The 18,302-nt window shown below is 65.7% G+C and carries 15 protein-coding genes; 9 read left to right on the forward strand and 6 right to left on the reverse strand.

The window, feature by feature from the left end; translation table 11 throughout:
- The first annotated feature begins 186 nt into the window (after positions 1-186).
- Positions 187-1,587, forward strand: coding sequence for an MFS transporter (locus tag ACVMDN_RS36745; RefSeq protein WP_057020967.1), 1,401 nt, complete (start codon positions 187-189; stop codon positions 1,585-1,587).
- Between the two features lie 257 nt (positions 1,588-1,844).
- Here ACVMDN_RS36745 and ACVMDN_RS36750 read toward each other — a convergent pair whose 3' ends face one another.
- Positions 1,845-2,606: an SDR family oxidoreductase gene (locus ACVMDN_RS36750; RefSeq protein ID WP_057018142.1), complete on the reverse strand. Its 762-nt coding sequence runs from the start codon at positions 2,604-2,606 to the stop codon at positions 1,845-1,847.
- An 86-nt stretch (positions 2,607-2,692) separates the two neighbouring features.
- On the opposite strand from ACVMDN_RS36750, the gene ACVMDN_RS36755 reads away from it, so the two are divergent.
- The gene (locus ACVMDN_RS36755; RefSeq protein WP_076834683.1) at positions 2,693-4,222 is read left to right on the forward strand and encodes a malonate--CoA ligase; all 1,530 of its coding nucleotides are present in this window, start codon (positions 2,693-2,695) and stop codon (positions 4,220-4,222) included.
- A 26-nt stretch (positions 4,223-4,248) separates the two neighbouring features.
- On the forward strand, positions 4,249-4,773 hold the full coding sequence (locus ACVMDN_RS36760; protein WP_083715232.1) for a DUF3658 domain-containing protein: 525 nt from the start codon (positions 4,249-4,251) through the stop codon (positions 4,771-4,773).
- Here the strand turns inward: ACVMDN_RS36760 and ACVMDN_RS36765 are convergent.
- On the reverse strand, positions 4,751-5,611 hold the full coding sequence (locus ACVMDN_RS36765) for a sulfite exporter TauE/SafE family protein (protein WP_076834685.1): 861 nt from the start codon (positions 5,609-5,611) through the stop codon (positions 4,751-4,753). The two genes, ACVMDN_RS36760 and ACVMDN_RS36765, sit on opposite strands and share 23 nt — an antisense overlap.
- A 13-nt stretch (positions 5,612-5,624) precedes the next feature.
- Positions 5,625-5,864 carry a hypothetical protein gene (locus ACVMDN_RS36770; RefSeq protein WP_076834686.1) on the reverse strand — a complete coding sequence of 80 codons (240 nt, stop codon included), beginning with the start codon at positions 5,862-5,864 and terminating at the stop codon, positions 5,625-5,627.
- A 122-nt stretch (positions 5,865-5,986) separates the two neighbouring features.
- On the opposite strand from ACVMDN_RS36770, the gene ACVMDN_RS36775 reads away from it, so the two are divergent.
- The 5 genes from ACVMDN_RS36775 (at position 5,987) to ACVMDN_RS36795 (ending at position 10,552) form a co-directional block, all read left to right on the forward strand.
- On the forward strand, positions 5,987-6,889 hold the full coding sequence (locus tag ACVMDN_RS36775) for a LysR family transcriptional regulator (protein ID WP_246786655.1): 903 nt from the start codon (positions 5,987-5,989) through the stop codon (positions 6,887-6,889).
- A 229-nt stretch (positions 6,890-7,118) separates the two neighbouring features.
- The gene (gene sdhC, locus ACVMDN_RS36780; RefSeq protein ID WP_028337891.1) at positions 7,119-7,517 is read left to right on the forward strand and encodes a succinate dehydrogenase, cytochrome b556 subunit; all 399 of its coding nucleotides are present in this window, start codon (positions 7,119-7,121) and stop codon (positions 7,515-7,517) included.
- Positions 7,518-7,531: 14 nt separating this feature from the next.
- On the forward strand, positions 7,532-7,906 hold the full coding sequence (sdhD, locus tag ACVMDN_RS36785) for a succinate dehydrogenase, hydrophobic membrane anchor protein (protein ID WP_141341401.1): 375 nt from the start codon (positions 7,532-7,534) through the stop codon (positions 7,904-7,906).
- Positions 7,907-7,909: 3 nt separating this feature from the next.
- Positions 7,910-9,748 carry a succinate dehydrogenase flavoprotein subunit gene (sdhA, locus tag ACVMDN_RS36790; protein ID WP_057018135.1) on the forward strand — a complete coding sequence of 613 codons (1,839 nt, stop codon included), beginning with the start codon at positions 7,910-7,912 and terminating at the stop codon, positions 9,746-9,748.
- Positions 9,749-9,766: 18 nt separating this feature from the next.
- Positions 9,767-10,552 carry a succinate dehydrogenase iron-sulfur subunit gene (locus tag ACVMDN_RS36795; RefSeq protein ID WP_028337893.1) on the forward strand — a complete coding sequence of 262 codons (786 nt, stop codon included), beginning with the start codon at positions 9,767-9,769 and terminating at the stop codon, positions 10,550-10,552.
- Positions 10,553-10,580: 28 nt separating this feature from the next.
- On the opposite strand, the gene ACVMDN_RS36800 is transcribed toward ACVMDN_RS36795, so the two are convergent.
- The 3 genes from ACVMDN_RS36800 to ACVMDN_RS36810 form a co-directional block, all read right to left on the reverse strand.
- Complete coding sequence (locus tag ACVMDN_RS36800; RefSeq protein WP_076834691.1) at positions 10,581-13,331, reverse strand: bifunctional acetate--CoA ligase family protein/GNAT family N-acetyltransferase; 2,751 nt, start codon at positions 13,329-13,331, stop codon at positions 10,581-10,583.
- Between the two features lie 125 nt (positions 13,332-13,456).
- A complete protein-coding gene (gene feoB, locus ACVMDN_RS36805) occupies positions 13,457-15,331 on the reverse strand; it encodes a ferrous iron transporter B (protein WP_057018133.1) in 1,875 nt (624 codons plus the stop codon).
- A complete protein-coding gene (locus ACVMDN_RS36810) occupies positions 15,328-15,615 on the reverse strand; it encodes a FeoA family protein (protein ID WP_057018132.1) in 288 nt (95 codons plus the stop codon). Before ACVMDN_RS36810 ends, feoB begins: the two co-directional genes overlap by 4 nt.
- 333 nt (positions 15,616-15,948) lie before the next feature.
- Here ACVMDN_RS36810 and ACVMDN_RS36815 point away from each other — a divergent pair, with 333 nt between their 5' ends.
- Complete coding sequence (locus ACVMDN_RS36815; RefSeq protein WP_076834716.1) at positions 15,949-18,093, forward strand: hybrid sensor histidine kinase/response regulator; 2,145 nt, start codon at positions 15,949-15,951, stop codon at positions 18,091-18,093.
- Positions 18,094-18,302 lie beyond the last annotated feature (209 nt).

Below are 18,302 nucleotides of genomic sequence, written 5' to 3' on the forward strand. Positions count from 1 at the left end.
TTTGTGATTGTTGAAACCGGCCGGCGCGCGCTGCGTACACGCGACGCCTCGCGCTGCCCGGCATGCATTCCATTCAGCGGAATGGACGCGTGCGCTGCCGCGAGCAATTTGCTTGCCGCAGTCAGCTGATTGGTTCAGCTTGAGGTTGCGGCACAGCTTCGCAGAAAGCGGCCGCGGGGAGGCATCATGAGCAGCATCACGGCTGACGGCCACGCCGCACCTGCGGTGAACGATGCAAGTATCGACATCGGTCCGCTCGAGCAGAAGCACCTGCAATACGCCAACTACCGCGCGGTTGCGGACACAACCGAGATCACGAAAACGCATTGGCATATCGCCACCGCCAACGCGCTCGGCTGGGGCTTCGACGGCATGGACGGCGTGATCTTCGCGCTGATCTCGCCGATGGTGATCAAGGAATTTTCGCTGAGCCTGCCGGAGTACCGCTCCGGCATGCAGATCGCGCTGTTCGTCGGCATCGCGGGGCTTTACTTCTGGCCATGGCTCGCCGACCGCTACGGTCGCCGCACGCTGCTCGCCGTCAATATCGCGCTGTTCTCGCTCCTGATGCCGGTCGCGGCGATGTCGCCGACCTTCGCGGTGTTCGTGATCGCGCGCTCGCTGTTGTTCTTCGCGCTCAACGGCGAATGGTCGCTGGGCTCGATGCTGGTCGCGGAGACCTGGCCGGCCCGGCTGCGCGGCCGCGTCATCAGCATCACCCGCTCGGCCTGGTGCCTCGGCGCCACGCTCGCCGGCGCAATCACCGGGCTCGTGGCTGCCAATTTCGGCTGGCGCATCGCAGTGATGGTGCCCGGCGTGATCGCGCTGCTTGCGATCTATATCCGCTCCACCTGCCCGGAATCGCCCTATTGGGTGCGCGCGCAGGACCGCAAGCGGCGCATCTCGGAGACGCTGGCGCGCGGCGGCACGGTCAGCGCCGAGGACAGCGCCTGGTTCGGCAAGGCCAAGTCGGTCGGCATCCGCCAGGTGTTCATGCCCGACGTGCTGCCCGCCACGCTTGTTGCGCTGTTCGTCGCCTGCGCCTCGACCTGCATCTACGGCACGGTCGGCGCCTGGATGCCGCTGTATCTGTCGACCGAGAAGCACTGGTCGACCGCCGAGTACAGCCTGTTCTACGTGTTCTACGGGCTCTGCGGCTTCCTTGGACTGTGCTTGGTGGGCTGGCTGATCGACAAGATCGGCCGCCGCCGCACCTTCATCATCACCCTGATCGAGGGTGCGATCTTCATGACGCTCTGGGTCTATTCCGAAGACCGCGTGCTGCTATGGACGTTCGGGCTCGCCTGGTGTCTCGGCTTCCTCGGCTTCTGGGGGCCGAGCACGACGCTGACCGCGGAGATCTTCCCGACCCGCATCCGCGGCGCCGCCAACGGCGTGGTCTGGGCGATCGCCTATTTCGTCGGCTTCGTGCTGTTTCCCTTCGTCTCGATCGCGCTTCAGCAGCACACCGGCTCGTTCGCGCTGTCGTTCCTCTGCATCCCGGTGCTGATGATCGCGATGGCGATCGGCGTGTTCCTGTTCGTGCCGGAGCATACCGGGAAAGAGCTGAACGAGATCATCGAGTGAGTCGCGCGGGACTCCGTCGTTTGTAGCCCGGATCAAGCGCAGCGAGATCCGGAACCAGCCTCTCCGCGGGCAGACCGTCGGATTACGCTTCGCTCCATCCGGGCTACGGAGCTCCAACCTCCCCTTGAAAAGGGGAGGTCGCTTTGCTCGCAGAGCAAAGCGGGTGGGGATCAGCGCTCTCCGCATACAGCATAGCCTGCGGCTGACCCCCATCCCGGCCTTCCCCCTTTCAGGGGGAAGGAGAAGACGGTCCTCATCTAATCCCGGTTCGCCGGCGTCTGGATGAAGCCGCGGTTGTGGGTCGGGCTGATCAGGATCTCGTTCATGCACACCCGTGCCGGCATGCTGGCGACGAAGGCGATGGTGCGGCCGCAATCCTCGGGCTGCAGCATCTTGGCCTGCTCGGCTTCGCTCGGCACCACCGGCCGCTGCTTCAGGATTGGGGTCGCGACCTCGCCCGGCGACAGGCAGCAAGCGCGCAGGCCGTTGACGCATTCGTCCATGTTGAAGGAATGGGTCAGCGCCAGCACGGCGTGCTTGGTCGTGGTGTAGGCCGGGCCCGGCATCTTCGAGACGTGGCGGCCGGCCCAGGAGGCGACGTTGATGATGCAGCCGTCCTTCTGCTTGCGCATCGTCGGCAGCACCGCGCGCATGCAGTAGAGCACGCCGTTGAGGTTGACCTCGACGAGCTTGTCCCAGCCTTCCAGTTCCATGTCGGCCCAGCTGCGCTTCGGCACGTTGATGCCGGCGCTGTTGACCAGGAGGTCGATGCGGTCGTGCCTGCCGACGATCGCCTCGGCGGCCTTGTTGACGTCGGCCTTGTTGCTGACATCGAGCGGGATCGCCTCGGCCTTGCCGCCCTTTTTGGTGATGTTGGCCACCACGCGGTCGAGCTCTTCCTTGCGGCGGCCGGAGACCACCACCGTCCAGCCGTCCGCAGCCAGGAATTCCGCCCCGGATTCGCCGATTCCAGTACCGCCGCCGGTAACCCAGGCCACGCGTTTCCCATTATTTGTCATGCAAACTGTCTCCGTTGCTTTCCGAAGGGCGTTTTTGCTAATCCAGCCGAAATCTTCCGGCCCTTCGCCCCTCGGGGAATGTTTGCATGAACACGACCACCAACGCCAATCTGTTTTCCCGCCTGTTCGACGGCCTCGACGACCCCAGCCGGCTCGCGATCGAGCAGCTCGACGGCAGCCGCATCTCCTATGGCGATTTGATCGCGCGCGCAGGCCAGATGGCGAACGTGCTGGTTGAGCGCGGCGTCAAGCCGGGTGACCGCGTCGCGGCGCAGACCGAGAAGTCGGTTTCGGCCCTGGTGCTGTATCTCGCCACTGTGCGCGCCGGCGGCGTCTACCTGCCGCTCAACACCGCCTATACGCTGAACGAGCTCGAATACTTCATCACCGACGCCGAGCCGGCGCTGGTGGTCTGCGATCCTTCCAAGCAGGACGGCATCAAGGCGATCGCCGCCAAGGTAGGCGCCAAGGTCGAGACGCTCGGTGCCAACGGCAACGGCTCGCTGACCGAGGCCGCCGACCAGGCGGCGAAGGAATTCGCCACCGTGCCGCGCGGCAACAATGATCTCGCCGCGATCCTCTACACGTCGGGCACCACCGGCCGCTCCAAGGGCGCGATGCTGTCGCACGACAATCTGGCCTCGAACTCGTACTCGCTGGTCGACTACTGGCGCTTCACCGACAAGGACGTGCTGATCCACGCGCTGCCGATCTATCACACCCACGGCCTGTTCGTGGCCAGCAACGTGACGCTGTTTGCGCGCGCCTCGATGATCTTCCTGCCGAAGTTCGATCCGGACGTGATCATCAAGCTGATGGCGCGCGCCACCGTGATGATGGGCGTGCCTACCTTCTATACCCGCCTGCTGCAGAATCCCGGCCTGAACAAGGACGCCACCGGGCACATGCGGCTGTTCATCTCGGGCTCGGCGCCGCTGCTCGCCGACACCCATCGCGAATGGTCTGATCGCACCGGCCACGCCGTGCTCGAGCGCTACGGCATGACCGAGACCAACATGAACACGAGCAACCCCTATGACGGCGACCGCGTGCCCGGCGCGGTCGGCTTCGCGCTGCCCGGCGTCTCGGTGCGGGTGACCGATCCCGAGACCGGCAAGGAGCTCGCGCGCGAGACCATCGGCATGATCGAGGTCAAGGGCCCGAACGTGTTCCAGGGCTACTGGCGCATGCCGGAGAAGACCAAGGCCGAATTCCGCGCCGACGGCTTCTTCATCACCGGCGACCTCGGCAAGATCGACGACAAGGGCTATGTCCACATCCTCGGCCGCGGCAAGGATCTTGTGATCTCGGGCGGCTTCAATGTCTATCCGAAGGAGATCGAGAGCGAGATCGACGCCATGCCCGGCGTGATCGAGTCAGCCGTGATCGGCGTGCCGCATGCCGATTTCGGCGAAGGCGTCACCGCCGTTCTGGTCTGCGCCAAGGGCGCCGATGTCAGCGAGGCCGCGGTGCTGAAGGCGCTCGACGGACGGCTGGCGAAGTTCAAGATGCCGAAGCGCGTCTTCGTCGTCGAGGAATTGCCGCGCAACGCGATGGGCAAGGTGCAAAAGAATATTCTGCGGGATACGTATAAGAATATTTACGCGAAGGGATGAAGCCGCAAGAACGTCGTGAGGGGTAGATGGAGCGGGAGCAGGCTATCCAGATTAACGATCAACTCGTCATCGCGCACGAGGCGATGAAGAAGGCTCGAATCGCGATTGCGGAGCTCGGAAAGCAGGAGCGGCTTGAATTGGATGGCCGGCTTTATGACCTCCTGCTCGAACTGGAATGGCAGGTGATGCTACCGCTCTACGAACAGTTTCGCGACCTGATGAAGCTGGAGCTTCACGAAGAACTGCCTCCCCCGACCTCCGAACTGAAGTGGAGTGACGTGCGTCTTCCCCGTGGCGCTACGGAAGCTGCGCTCGACGACGTCATCATGTCGGCCCTGACATCGCGATGGCAGAAGGTCGCGATGATTATAGGGGTCGCGATGGCAGACTGCGAGAAACTGAAATTGCCGATAGCTCCTGAAATGATCGGAGCACGCTTGCGATTCCTGTCCCACGCTGATCGGATCGAGGGCGTCGGAGACCTCCGACCGTGGGGTCACAGCGAAGTACGGCTGAAGGACGAGCCGATCAGTGCCCGCCCAGCAGGCTGATCACGAACCGTCCGCCGACGATGAAGAGATAGGCCCCGAACGCCACCTCCAGCGCCCGCTTCGACAGCGCGTGCGCAACCTTGACGCCGAGCGGCGCGGTGACGAGCGTGGTCGGCATCACCAGCAGCGCCCCGATCAGTGAGACGTAACCGAGCGCGAACGGCAATTGCAGCGCGGCGACGTCGGGGAAGCGCGCGGCCGCGGGCCAGCCGGCATAGACGTAGCCCAGCGCGCCGGGGATCGAGATCAGCACCGCAAGCGCGGAAGAGGTCGCGACCGCCTGATGGATCGGCCGGCCGTAGAAGGTCATCAAGAGGTTGGCGAACAGGCCGCCGCCGATGCCCATCAACGTCGACAACAGGCCGACGAAGAAGCCATAGGCGCGCATCAGGAAGCCCTTCGGCACGTCGTCGCCGAACTTCCAGGTCTCGCGCGCCAGCAGCAGGCGCGCGGCCGCCGACCACGCCACCATCACGAACACGATCTTGAACAGCCGCTCCGGCGCGAACCGCGCGGTGACGCTGCCGGCGGCGACGCCGATCACGATCGGCAGCCACCAGCGCTTCAGGATCTCCATATCGACCGCGCCGCGGCGATAATGGGCGCGGAACGAGCTCAGCGAGGTCGGGATGATGATCGCGAGCGAGGTGCCGATACACAGCGGCATCCGCACCTCGAGCGGCACGCCCGCCAGCCGGAAGCATTCGTAGAACACCGGCACCAGGATCGCGCCGCCGCCGATGCCGAACAGGCCGGCGAGAAAGCCGGACAGCGCCCCGACCGCAATCAGCAGCAGCGCAAGTTCGAGCAATTCCTTGGGATCGAGGCCGGCCATCATGTCCTTCGCATCGTCAGGAGGCGCCTGCCTCGGTGCGGTCGGCCAACCACAGTGCGACCAGCGCTGCCACGGGAGCAGCGACCGCAATCAAGGCAAAGCGGAGTGGGATCGAGGACGTCGCGCCCTGCATCGGCAACGTCAGCACGTCGATTAACAGTCCGACGCAGGAGAAAACAAGCAGGATGGCCGGATCGTCGGCGCCGGCACGTCCGCGCCGCTCGAGCGAATTTGGACGGATGGACGTTGAGGCCATGTCGAACTCCTCAAATCGTGGAGCCGTCAGGCTAGACCCTTCTGAAAGACGGGGGTATTGCTGCAGATGAGCAGGCTCTCTTGCGAAATGCGGAAGGATCGGGCTTGGACCGGCTTGCGGCGATGGCGGCCTTTGTCCGCGCGGTCGAGAGCGGCAGCCTGTCGGCGGCCGCGCGCTCGCTGCCGAGCTCGCTGACCTCGGTGAGCCGGCAGATCAGCGCGCTCGAGGAGCAATTCGGCACCCGCCTGCTACTGCGTACCACCCGCCAGCTCGCGCTGACCGACGACGGACGCATCCTCTACGAGCGCGCGAAATCGATCCTCGGCGAGATCAGGGAGATCGAGGCGGCGCTGGCGCGCGACCCGCATCAGCCATCGGGACGGATCCGCGTCAGCTCGCCGAGTCTGATCGGTCGGCTCGTGATCGCGCCGCTGCTGGTCGAGTTTCTGCGCCGCTATCCGGCGCTGTCCGTCGACCTTCTGCTGGTCGACCGCGCCGTCGACATAGTCGAGGAGGATATCCATCTGGCTATACGCATCGGCCGCTTGCGCGACTCGCAGCTGGTAGCGCGCAAGCTCACCGATCTGCAGATGATTGTGTGCGCGTCGCCGGACTATCTGGCCCGGCGCGGCGCGCCGCAGACACCGGTTGATCTTGCCGGGCATGACTGCCTGGTGTTTTCCGATTCGCCCGGCAGCGCGGAGTGGCGCTTTGCCGACGGCAGCAAGACGGGTCGCAAAATCCGCATATCCGGTCGGCTCTGGATGAATAGCCTTGACGCGCTGGTCAGCGCGGCGCGGGAGGGCGCCGGCATCGTCCGCGTGCCGTCCTGGCAAGTGCAGTCCGAGCTCGCCGACGGTCGCCTGACGCGCCTGTTGATCGACCATGAGCCGGCGCCGACGCCGCTACATCTGATGCTTCAGCCGTCACGTCTCGCATCGCCTAAGATCAGGGCATTTGTCGATTATCTGGTGGAACGGTGGGGCAAAATCGACGCCTTGCGACCCCCGTTTGCGGGCAGTTGAGCGCGCCAACCGATCCACGAGCATCCCGATTCATTACTTTGTTCGCTCGGCCTTGCATCTGGTATACCACACTGCGGATCAACCAGAATTCGGCAACTCTAACAATGAACTTCGGTTCGACCGAAGGCTATTTGGCCGTTGCGCGGGGTGATCCGACTCCGTAAATAGAACTCCTCTACCGCGTTCCCCGATGGGCCGGCCGCGGTCCCTCACAACATAAAGCCCGCCGATGACCGCCAGGATCGAACGACCGCTTTCACCCCATTTGCAGACCTACCGGTGGACGCTGACGATGGCGCTGTCCATCGTCCACCGCGCCACGGGTCTGGCCCTCTATTTCGGCACGCTGCTGCTGGCCTGGTGGCTGATCGCCGCCGCTTCCGGCCCCTCGGCTTACGCCAACGTCCAGGCCTTCACCGGCAGCGCGATCGGCAAGCTGATCGTGTTCGGCTACACATGGGCGCTGATGCACCATCTCTGCAGCGGCATCCGGCATTTCGTCTGGGACCTCGGCTACGGCTTCAAGGCCAATGAGCGCGAAGCCCTGACCTGGGGCGCGCTGGTCGCCGGCATCGCGTTGACCGTTTTGGTCTGGATCATTGCCTACGCCGTGGGAGGTGGACGATGAGCGGCCCCTCCTCGATGCGCACGCCGCTGGAGCGCGTCCGCGGCCTCGGCTCCGCGCACACCGGCACGGGCGATTTCTGGCGCCAGCGCCTCACCGCGGTTGCGATGACGCTGCTGATCGTTCCCGTGATCGTCGTGGTGATCACGCTGATCGGCCGCAACCATGCCGGCGCGGCGCAGATCCTCGGCTCGATCCCAATCGCCATCATCCTGCTGCTCTTCATCGTCGCCAGCACCTGGCACATGAAGATCGGCATGCAGGTCGTGATCGAGGACTACATCCATAACGAGAAGCTGAAGATCGCCAGCGTGATGGCGAACAACTTCTTCTGCGTCGCGGTCGCATTGGCCTCGATCTACGCAATCCTCAAATTGTCGTCGGGAGTTTGATCCATGGCCGGTGAAGGAAACGGCAAGGCCACCAACGGTGGCCCGGCCACGAACGGCAAGGCCTACCCGATCCAGGACCACACCTACGACGTCGTTGTGGTCGGCGCCGGCGGCGCGGGCCTGCGCGCAGTGGTCGGCTGTTCGGAAGCCGGGCTGCGCACCGCATGCATCACCAAGGTGTTCCCGACCCGCTCGCACACGGTGGCGGCGCAGGGCGGCATCTCGGCCTCGCTCGGCAACATGCATCAGGACGACTGGCGCTGGCACATGTACGACACCGTGAAGGGGTCGGACTGGCTCGGCGACCAGGACGCGATCGAATACATGGTGCGCAACGCGCCCGACGCGGTCTACGAGCTCGAGCACTGGGGCGTTCCGTTCTCGCGCACCGAGGACGGCAAGATCTATCAGCGCCCGTTCGGCGGCATGACCATCGACTTCGGCAAGAGCCAGGCACAGCGCACCTGCGCCGCCGCCGACCGCACCGGCCACGCCATGCTGCACACGATGTACGGCCAGTCGCTGCGCCACTCGGCCGAGTTCTTCATCGAGTTCTTCGCCATCGACCTGATCATGGACGATCAGGGCGTCTGCCGCGGCGTCATCGCGCTCAAGCTCGATGACGGCACGCTGCATCGCTTCCGCGCCCAGACCACGATCCTGGCGACCGGCGGCTATGGCCGCGCCTATGCCTCCTGCACCTCGGCGCACACCTGCACCGGCGACGGCGGCGGCATGGTGCTGCGCGCCGGCCTGCCGCTGCAGGACATGGAATTCGTCCAGTTCCATCCGACCGGCATCTACGGCTCGGGCTGCCTCGTCACCGAAGGCGCCCGCGGCGAAGGCGGCTATCTCGTCAACTCCGAGGGCGAGCGCTTCATGGAGCGCTATGCGCCGTCGGCCAAGGACCTCGCCTCGCGCGACGTCGTCTCGCGCGCGATGACGATCGAAATCCGCGAAGGCCGCGGCGTCGGCAAGAAGAAGGACCACATCTTCCTGCACCTCGACCACCTCGATCCGAAGGTGCTGCATGAGCGGCTGCCGGGCATCTCCGAATCGGCCAAGATCTTCGCCAATGTCGACGTCACCCGCGAGCCGATCCCGATCGTGCCGACCGTGCACTACAACATGGGCGGCATCGCCACCAACTATCACGCCGAGGTGCTGACCAAGCGCAATGGCGACGACAATTCGGTGGTGCCGGGCCTGATGGCGATCGGCGAAGCGGCCTGCGTCTCGGTGCACGGCGCCAACCGCCTCGGCTCCAACTCGCTGATCGACCTCGTGGTGTTCGGCCGCGCCGCGGCGCTGCGCCTTGCCGACAAGCTGACCGCGAACGCCAAGCAGCCGGAGCTGCCGAAGGATTCCGCCGATCTCGCGCTCGGCCGGCTCGATCACTTCCGCCATGCCTCCGGCGGCACGCCGACCGCCAAGCTGCGCGACAGCATGCAGCATGTGATGCAGAACAATTGCGCGGTGTTCCGCACCGGCGACGTGCTGCAGGAAGGCCAGAACCTGATCCACAAGGTCTATGGCGGCGTCGGCGACATCTCGGTGTCGGACCGCTCGCTGGTGTGGAATTCCGACCTGGTTGAGACGCTGGAATTCGACAATCTGATCGTGCAGGCGGTCGTGACTATGGATTCGGCGGCGAACCGCACCGAAAGCCGCGGCGCGCATGCGCGCGAGGACTTCCCGGACCGCAACGACAAGGACTGGATGAAGCACACGCTGACCTGGATCGATCCGGCCGGCAAGACTGCGATCGAGTACCGTCCGGTGCACAGCTACACGATGACCAATGACGTGCAGTACATCCCGCCGAAGGCGCGGGTCTACTGAGAACGAAGGCGAGCAAGCATGGTTGAATTCGCACTTCCGAAGAATTCGAAGATTTCCGGCGGCAAGACCTGGCCGAAGCCGGCCGGCGCCACCGAGACGCGCGAATTTCGGGTGTATCGCTGGAACCCGGACGACGGCAAGAATCCGAGCGTCGACACCTATCATGTCGACACCAATGATTGCGGTCCGATGGTGCTGGACGGCCTGATCTGGATCAAGAACCACATCGACCCGACGCTGACCTTCCGCCGCTCCTGCCGCGAAGGCGTCTGCGGCTCCTGCGCGATGAACATCGACGGCCAGAACACGCTGGCCTGCACCAAGTCGATGCACGACGTCGGCGCCGGCGGCGCGGTGAAGGTCAATCCGCTGCCGCACCAGCCGGTGGTGAAGGACCTGGTCCCGGACCTGACCAATTTCTACGCCCAATATGCCTCGATCGAGCCGTGGTTGAAGACCACGACGCCGACGCCGCAGAAGGAGTGGAGGCAGAGCCACGAGGACCGCGAGAAGCTCGACGGCCTCTACGAGTGCATCCTGTGCGCCTGCTGCTCGACCTCATGCCCGAGCTACTGGTGGAACAGCGAGCGCTTCCTCGGCCCCGCCGCGCTGCTGCAGGCAAACCGCTGGGTCACCGATTCCCGCGACGAAGCGACCGGCGAGCGGCTCGACAATCTCGAGGATCCGTTCCGCCTCTATCGCTGCCACACCATCATGAACTGCGCCAAGGCGTGTCCGAAGGGCCTCAACCCCTCCGAAGCGATCGCCGAGCTCAAGTTCAAGCTGGTCGAACGCCAGATCTGATCCGTTGCAGCCGCGGCTGGCGCTGTTATCAGCGGCCAGCCGCAGCAGGCCGGATCAGGATATCGGCGCCGACCGCATCGACGCCGGATCGATCGAGGTCGAGTACGACATCGACGATGCTGTGATCGTCCGGATCCATCGTCACGGTGAAGCCGAGATCGCGGCACATCCCGATCATCGTGGTGTTCTCGGTCAGCACCTGGCCGGACAGACGCTTCAATCCCTCCGACCGCGCATAGTGGATCAGGAGCTGCATCAGCGCCCAGCCGAGCCCTTTGCCCTTGAGATCGGACTGCAGCAGGATCGCGTATTCGGCATTCTCGTACAGCGAGTCCGAATGCAGCCGGACCGCACCCATCATCTCGCCGGTGTTCGGATCGAGCGCCACAAACGCCATCGCCCGCGCATAGTCGAGCTGGGTCAGGCGCGCGATGAAGGCGTGCGAGAATTCCTTCATCGCATGGAAGAAGCGCAGCCTGAGGTCTTCGGCGGTGACGCGCTTGAAGAACTCGCTGACCATCGGCTCGTCTTCCGGCCGCATCGGGCGTACCGTGACACGCGAGCCGTCGCGCAGCGCAAGCTCACCTTCCCATTGCGACGGATAGGGCCGCACCGCGAGCCGCGTTTGGCCGGCAAACAGCCGCGCCGGCTTGCGGATCGCGACCCGCGCATCGAGCGCGAGCACGCCGCTCTCGTCCGCCAGCATCGGGTTGATGTCGAGCTCGGCGACCTCGGGAATGTCGGCCGCCATCTGCGCCAGCTTGACGAGGGTGAGCGGCACGACGTCCGCCGGGACCGCCGGCACATCGCCATAGCCGCCGAGCAGCCGCGAGACGCGGGTGCGCCCGATCAGTTCGCGAGCGAGATTCATGTCGAGCGGCGGCAGCGCCAGCGCCTTGTCGTTGATCACCTCGACCGCGGGGCCGCCACGCCCGAACACGATCACCGGACCGAAGGTCGGATCTTCGGCGATGCCGAGGATCAGTTCGCGCGCCGCGCGCCGCACGATCATCGGCTGGATCGTCACGCCTTGCAGGATGGCATCGGGCCGGGCACTTCGTGCCCGCGCCATGACGGTCCGGGCAGCTTCAACGACGCTGTCTTTCGTGCGCAGGTCGAGGATCACGCCGCCGACATCGGAGGCGTGCCGGATGTCGCGCGAGAACACCCTGACCACGATCGCATGTCCCTCGGCGAGGAACGGCGCCGCCTTCTCGGCAGCGTCCTCGGCACTGTTGGCGACGAGCGTCGTCGCGATCGGAATACGATAGGCCGCGAACAGGGCGACGATCTCGGCCGGATCGAGCCAGGCGCGCCCTTCCGACAGCGCGTTCACGACGACATGGCGCGCCGCCGCCGTCTCCGGCGTGAACACCGATGCGACGCCAGGCGGGGTTGCGGCGAGCGCGGTCGAGGCCTCGCGATAGCGCACCAGATACATGAAGGCGCGCACCGCATCGTCCTCGGTCGGGAAGTGCGGAATCCGTGCCGCCTCGAAGATCGCGCCGGTGCGCTCGTCGGCGCCGACCCAGGCCGCGAGCACCAGTGCGGCGACCGCACTCCGCTTCGTCCTGCGGTCGCGGACGCATTGCGCCACCGCCTCTGCAATCCCCTGGGCCGGCGCAACCGCGGTTTCCACATTCGCGACCAGCACCGCATCGCTGTTCGCATCATCGAGCAGTGCGCTGAGCGCCACCACGTAGCGATCGGCATCGGCATCGCCCGCGATGTCGACCGGATTGGCGCAGGACCAGCCCGGCGGCAGCACCTTGTCGAGCCGTTCGATGGTCTCCGCCGTCAGTGTCGCAGGAACCGCGCCGAGCTCGGCCAGCCGGTCGGTCGCGAGGATGCCGAGCCCGCCGCCATTGGTCAGGATCGCCAGTCGGTTGCCGCGCGGAACGAAGCCGCGGCCAAGCAGTTCGGCGCAATCGAACAGCTGACGCAGGTCGTAGACGCGCAGCATGCCGGCGCGACGGAATGCGGCGTCGTAGACCGCATCGGAGCCGGCCAGCGCGCCGGTGTGGGTCGCGGCGGCCTTGGCGCCCTGCGCCATCCGTCCCGACTTGACGATGACGACCGGCTTCAGCCGCGCCGCGGCGCGCGCCGCCGACATGAACTTGCGCGCGTCCTTGACGGCTTCGAGATAGATCAGGATCGCGCTGGTGTGGTCGTCGAGCGCGAAATAATCCAGGAGGTCGGCGACGTCGACATCGAGCTGGTCGCCGATCGACGCGATGCCGGAGAAGCCGAGCCGCCGCTCCGCCGCCCATTCGATCATCGCCGACGCGACCGCGCCGGACTGCGAGATCAGAGCAACGTGTCCGTCGGACGGCTGATGCGAGGCGAAGCTCGCATTGAGCTTGGCGCGCGGCACCATGACGCCGAGGCAGTTCGGCCCGATCAGGCGCATACCATGCCGTCGCGCCGTCTGCCCCGCGGTCTCCGCGAGCGAGCCCGGGCCATGGCCGAGACCGGCCGACAGGATCGCCGCGCCGACAACGCCGGCTGAAGCCGCCTCCGCGACGATCTCCGGAACCGCAGCCGCCGGTGCGCTGATGACGAGGAGGTCCGGAACGAATGGCAGCGATTTCAGGTCGGGAACGGTCGGCGCACCATCGACGTCGGCATAGTTCCGATTGACGACGCCGACGCGGCCGGTGAAGCCGCTCGCTCTGATGTTCCTGAGCACCGCCGCGCCGAGCGACGACGGACGCGGGCTGCCGCCGACGATTGCGATGCTTCGAGGCGAAAATAGCCGCTCCAGGCCGTACGTCGACATTGCATGGTCTCGCAGGGAACACGCGGAGGCGCCCGCTTCATGCGCCCTCGATCAACTCTACTGCTTCGCTTGGTTGCATGCACCTATCGCAGTTTCGAGTCGAGATGATGAAACTGTGTTGCCGATCAATGCAGGCCGAGCGCCTGCGCGAGGTTGAAAGTCAGGAAGCTCGCGACATAGGCCAGCGCGAGCATGTAGACGAACGTCACCACCATCCACTTCGCGCCGCCGGTCTCGCGGCGGATCACCGCGAGCGTCGAGGCGCATTGCGGGGCGAAGATGTACCAGACCAGCAGCGAGAGCGCGGTCGCCAGCGTCCATTTCTGCGCCAGCACCTGGCCGATCTGGTCCGCCGCCTCCTTGCCGCCCTCGATCGAATAGACCGTGCCGAGGGCTGCAACCGCGACCTCGCGCGCGGCCATGCCGGGGATCAGCGCCACCGCGATCTGCCAGTTGAAGCCGATCGGCCGCAGCAGCGGCTCGAGCGCATGGCCGATCATCGCGGCAAAGCTGTAGTTGATCGCCGGCCCCTCGGCGCCGGCCGGCGCCTGCGGGAACGAGGCCAGGAACCAGATCAGCACCATCATCGAGAGGATCGTGGTGCCGGCCCGGTACAGGAACATCTTGGCGCGGGTGAACACGCCGATCGCGATGCTCTTCGGCCGCGGCATCTTGTAGTCGGGCAATTCCAGCATGAACGGTGCCGGCGCGTGATCGCGCCACAAGAAGAATTTCGCGATCGCCGACACCGTCAGCGCGCTGGTGATGCCGGCGGCGTAGAGGCCGAACATCACGAGTCCCTGCAGATTGACGAAACCCCACAGCGTGGTCGCTGGAACGAAAGCGGAGATAATCAGCGTGTAGACCGGAATGCGCGCCGAGCACGTCATCAGCGGCGCGATCAGGATCGTGGTCAGGCGGTCGCGGCGATTGTCGATGACGCGCGTCGCCATGATGCCGGGAATGGCGCAGGCAAAGCTCGACAACAGCGGAATGAAGGCGCGGCCATGCAGCCCGGCGCCGCCCATGATGCGGTCCATCAGGAACGCGGCGCGCGCCATGTAGCCGAAATCTTCCAACAGCAGGATGAACAGGAAGATGATGATGATCTGCGGCAGGAACACGATCACGCTGCCGACGCCGGAGATCACGCCATTCTGCAGGAAGCTCTGCAACAGGCTCCAGCTTTCGGGCAGCAAATTGTGGATCAGCTGCCCGAGCGCGGCGAAGCTGTCCGACAGGAACTCCATCGCGGGCTGCGCCCAGGTGAACACCGCCTGGAACATCACGAACAGGATCACGGCCAGGATCACGAGACCCCAGACCGGATGCAGCACGACCGAATCGATCCGGTTGGTCAGCGTGTCGGGCTTGGTCGGCAGCGTCACCGCCGCCGCGATGATGCGGTCCGCCTCGCGCTGCGCCGCCTTGAGGTCGGCAATCGTCGGCGTCGTCCATTCGCTGGCCGCCGCCTCATGCGACTTGGAGAGGAATTCGTCGGTCCGCTTCAGGAGCTCGTCGATGCCGCCCTTGCGGACCGCGACCGAGGTCACGATCGGCAGTCCCAGCTCCTGCGACATCCGGTCGATGTCGATCGTGACGCCGCGGCGCTTGGCGATATCGATCATGTTGAGCACGAGCATCATCGGCCGGCCGACGCGCTTCAGCTCGAGCACCAGCCGCAGGGTCAGCCGCAGATTGGTGGCGTCCGCGACGCAGAGCACGAGGTCGGGCACCGCCTCGCCGTCGAAGCGGCCCAGCACGATGTCGCGGGTGATCTCCTCGTCCGGGCTGCGGCCGCGCAACGAATAGGTGCCGGGCAGGTCGAGCACGGTCACGCTGCGGCCCTCGGGCGTGACGAAGCCGCCGGACTTGCGCTCGACGGTGACGCCCGGATAGTTGGCGACCTTCTGACGGCTGCCAGTCAGGCTGTTGAACAGCGACGTCTTGCCGGTGTTCGGCGCGCCGACCAGCGCCAGGCGCAGGGATGCAGCGGTCATTCGACGATCACAGCCATGGCTTCGCTCCGGCGCAGCGCGATCGTGATGTTGTCGACGCGCACCGCGATCGGGTCCTTTCGTATCGTGCCTTCATGCAGGATTTCCACGCGCGCGCCCTCGACAAATCCCATCTCGACCAGGCGCTGCTCCAGCTCCTGCGGAGACAGCGATGAGCCCGTCACGAGCGCATCGAGCCTGATGATCTTTCCGACAAAACCGCGATCCGCATGTCCGAGCCGGACGTCCTGCAAATCATCCCGGGAGCTGTTTGGATCGCCTGTCATGCGGCCTGTTTTTCAGCAGGTAGTCACAGGGTCAAGCGTTTGCCCGTGAGAGGTTTTAGAACTCCTAAAAACAGCGCCCGGAAGCGCCATCCAGGCCGATTTTCCGCTTGACTGCCGGCGAGGCGCTAACGAGGTCGTGATGCCGCCGCGCCGCAGCCGCCCCGTGCTGCCCCGGACGCGAGCCGGCTGCGAGTTGATCGATCCGGGTTGGCCTCCGGTAACCTTGACGGGTCGCGGAATGGCGAACGGGCGTCCGCGCCGCGCCCGGCGGCGCCGTTTCGCTTCCTCCCGTGCAACGGTTTGCGTTATGGTCCGCGCGGAGCCGGAGCGCCCGTGCAGACCGCACAACGCAATTCGCTGAGACTGCTGCAATGGATGATGGCCGCCGCGCTGGCCCTTCCGCTGGCGCTGTTCGTTTTTGCCTCCGCAATGTCCTGGATCTCGATCAGCGAGGCCGCCGACCGGGAGATCCAGCGCACGCTCGATGTCGCCCATGAGCATGCGCTGAAGGTGTTCGAGACCATCGATCGGGGCCTAGCCGAGGTCACCGAGGTCGTCCGCGGCATGGGCGATGCCGATATCGGCGCGCGCGAGAAGAGCCTGCACGAGCGGCTGCGGCAGGTCGCCATGGCGCTTCCCCAGGTGAAATCGGTCTGGGTGTTCGATGCCAACGGCCGTGCCCTCGTCAACAGCCTGGTGCAGCCGGCCCCCGACGTCGACTTCTCGGACCGGGATTACTTCCGGATCCATGCCCAGGGCGACATCGGCACCTATATCGGCGAGGTGCTGACGCCGCGGCCGCCCTATCAGGGCTCGCGGTTCTTCAGCGTCGGCCGGCGCCGCAACGGCGACGACGGCAGCTTTGCCGGCGTGATCCAGGCCTCCGTGCTTCCGGAATATTTCGAGAATTTCTACGCCAGGATCGGCCGCGAGCCGGGCAGCTTCCTGGCGCTGATCCGGACCGACGGCGCCGTGCTGGCGCATTTCCCTGCCGTTGGCCACGATGTCCGGTTCCAGCCGAGCGGCCCGCTCGGGCGGCAGATCGTAGCCAGTCCCGAGGCCGGGACGATGACGATCCAATCCCCAGCCGACGGCATCGAGCGGCGCATGCGCTATCAGCGGCTGGCGGAATACCCGGTCTATGTCAGTGCCGGCCTTGAAACCTCGGCGATCCAGTCGCGCTGGATGTCGACCATGGCCCAGCACCTGATCTTCGGGATCCCGGCCACCGCCCTGCTGTTCGGCCTGCTCGCACTCGCCTTCCGACGAACCCAGCGCCTGCAGGAGGAGGCCAACCGGCGCATCGAGGCCGAGGAGGCATTGCGGCATGGCCAGCGGCTCGAGGCACTCGGGCAGCTCACCGGCGGCGTCGCGCACGACTTCAACAACCTGCTCACCGTGATCCGCGCGTCGGTCGACATGTTGCGGCGGCCGGACCTGCCGGAGCCGCGGCGGCAGCGCTACATCGATGCGATCTCCAACACCGTGAACCGTGCCGCCAAGCTGACCAACCAGCTGCTTGCATTCGCGCGGCGGCAAACCCTCAAGCCCGAGGTGTTCGACGCCTGCCAGAATGTCCGCACCCTGAGCGAGATGATCGCAACCCTGATCGGCGCGCGCATCGAGATCACAGCGCAGGTGCCGGACGAGACCTGTCTCGTCAACGCCGATGCCGGCCAGTTCGAGACCGCCATCATCAACATGGCGGTGAACGCGCGCGACGCCATGGACGGCGTCGGCCGGCTCACGATCGCGGTCCGCGCCGTGGACAGACTGCCGTCCGCGACCAGCACGCCGCCGAACTCGCCCGGCCACGTCGCGGTGTCGGTGACCGACACCGGCGTCGGAATTCCACAGGAGCTGTTCGGCCGCATCTTCGAGCCGTTTTACACCACCAAGGAGGTCGGTCACGGCACCGGCCTTGGCCTGTCGCAGGTGTTCGGCTTCGCCAAGCAGTCCGGCGGCGAGGTGACCGTCACCAGCGAAGTCGGCAAGGGTGCGACATTCACGCTGTATCTGCCGCGCGTCGTCGGCGGGCATGGCGCGCGAGCGCAGCGCACCGAGGACGCGCCCTCGGTCGATCGGACCAACGCATCGGTCCTGATCGTCGAGGACAATGCCGAGGTCGGAAAGTTTGCCGCCGACACGCTGACCCAGCTCGGCTGCACCTGCGTGCTGGTGGACAACGCCACCCACGCGCTGGAGGAGCTCGCCGTCGACGCCGACCGGTTCGACCTGGTGTTCACCGACGTCGTGATGCCCGGCATGAGCGGCATCGAGCTTGCGGAAGAGATCCGCCGGCAGCGCCTCGATCTGCCGATCGTGCTCGCCTCCGGCTACAGCCAGGTGCTGTCGCAGCAGGGCAGCGGCGGCTTCGAGCTGCTGCAGAAGCCCTATTCGGCCGAGCAGCTCGCGCGCGTGCTGCACAAAGCAACGCGCTCGCGCCGGCTGAAGCGCGATCAGGCGCCGGCGGAGTGAGTTGCGCGGCACATCTCAAGCACGTTGTCGTCCTGGCGAAAGCCAGGACGACGATGAGGATAGGTCTCGTTTCAAGATATCGAATATCGGTGTCATCACCCGCGGGTGATCCAGTGTCCCAGAGACGGCTGTGCTTGAATCAAGAGGTCGCGGCGTACTGGATCGCCCGCATGCGCGGGCCTCAGTCCCTGAAGTCGTTGCAATCCGCG

The organism is Bradyrhizobium sp. USDA 4510 (assembly GCF_054059095.1).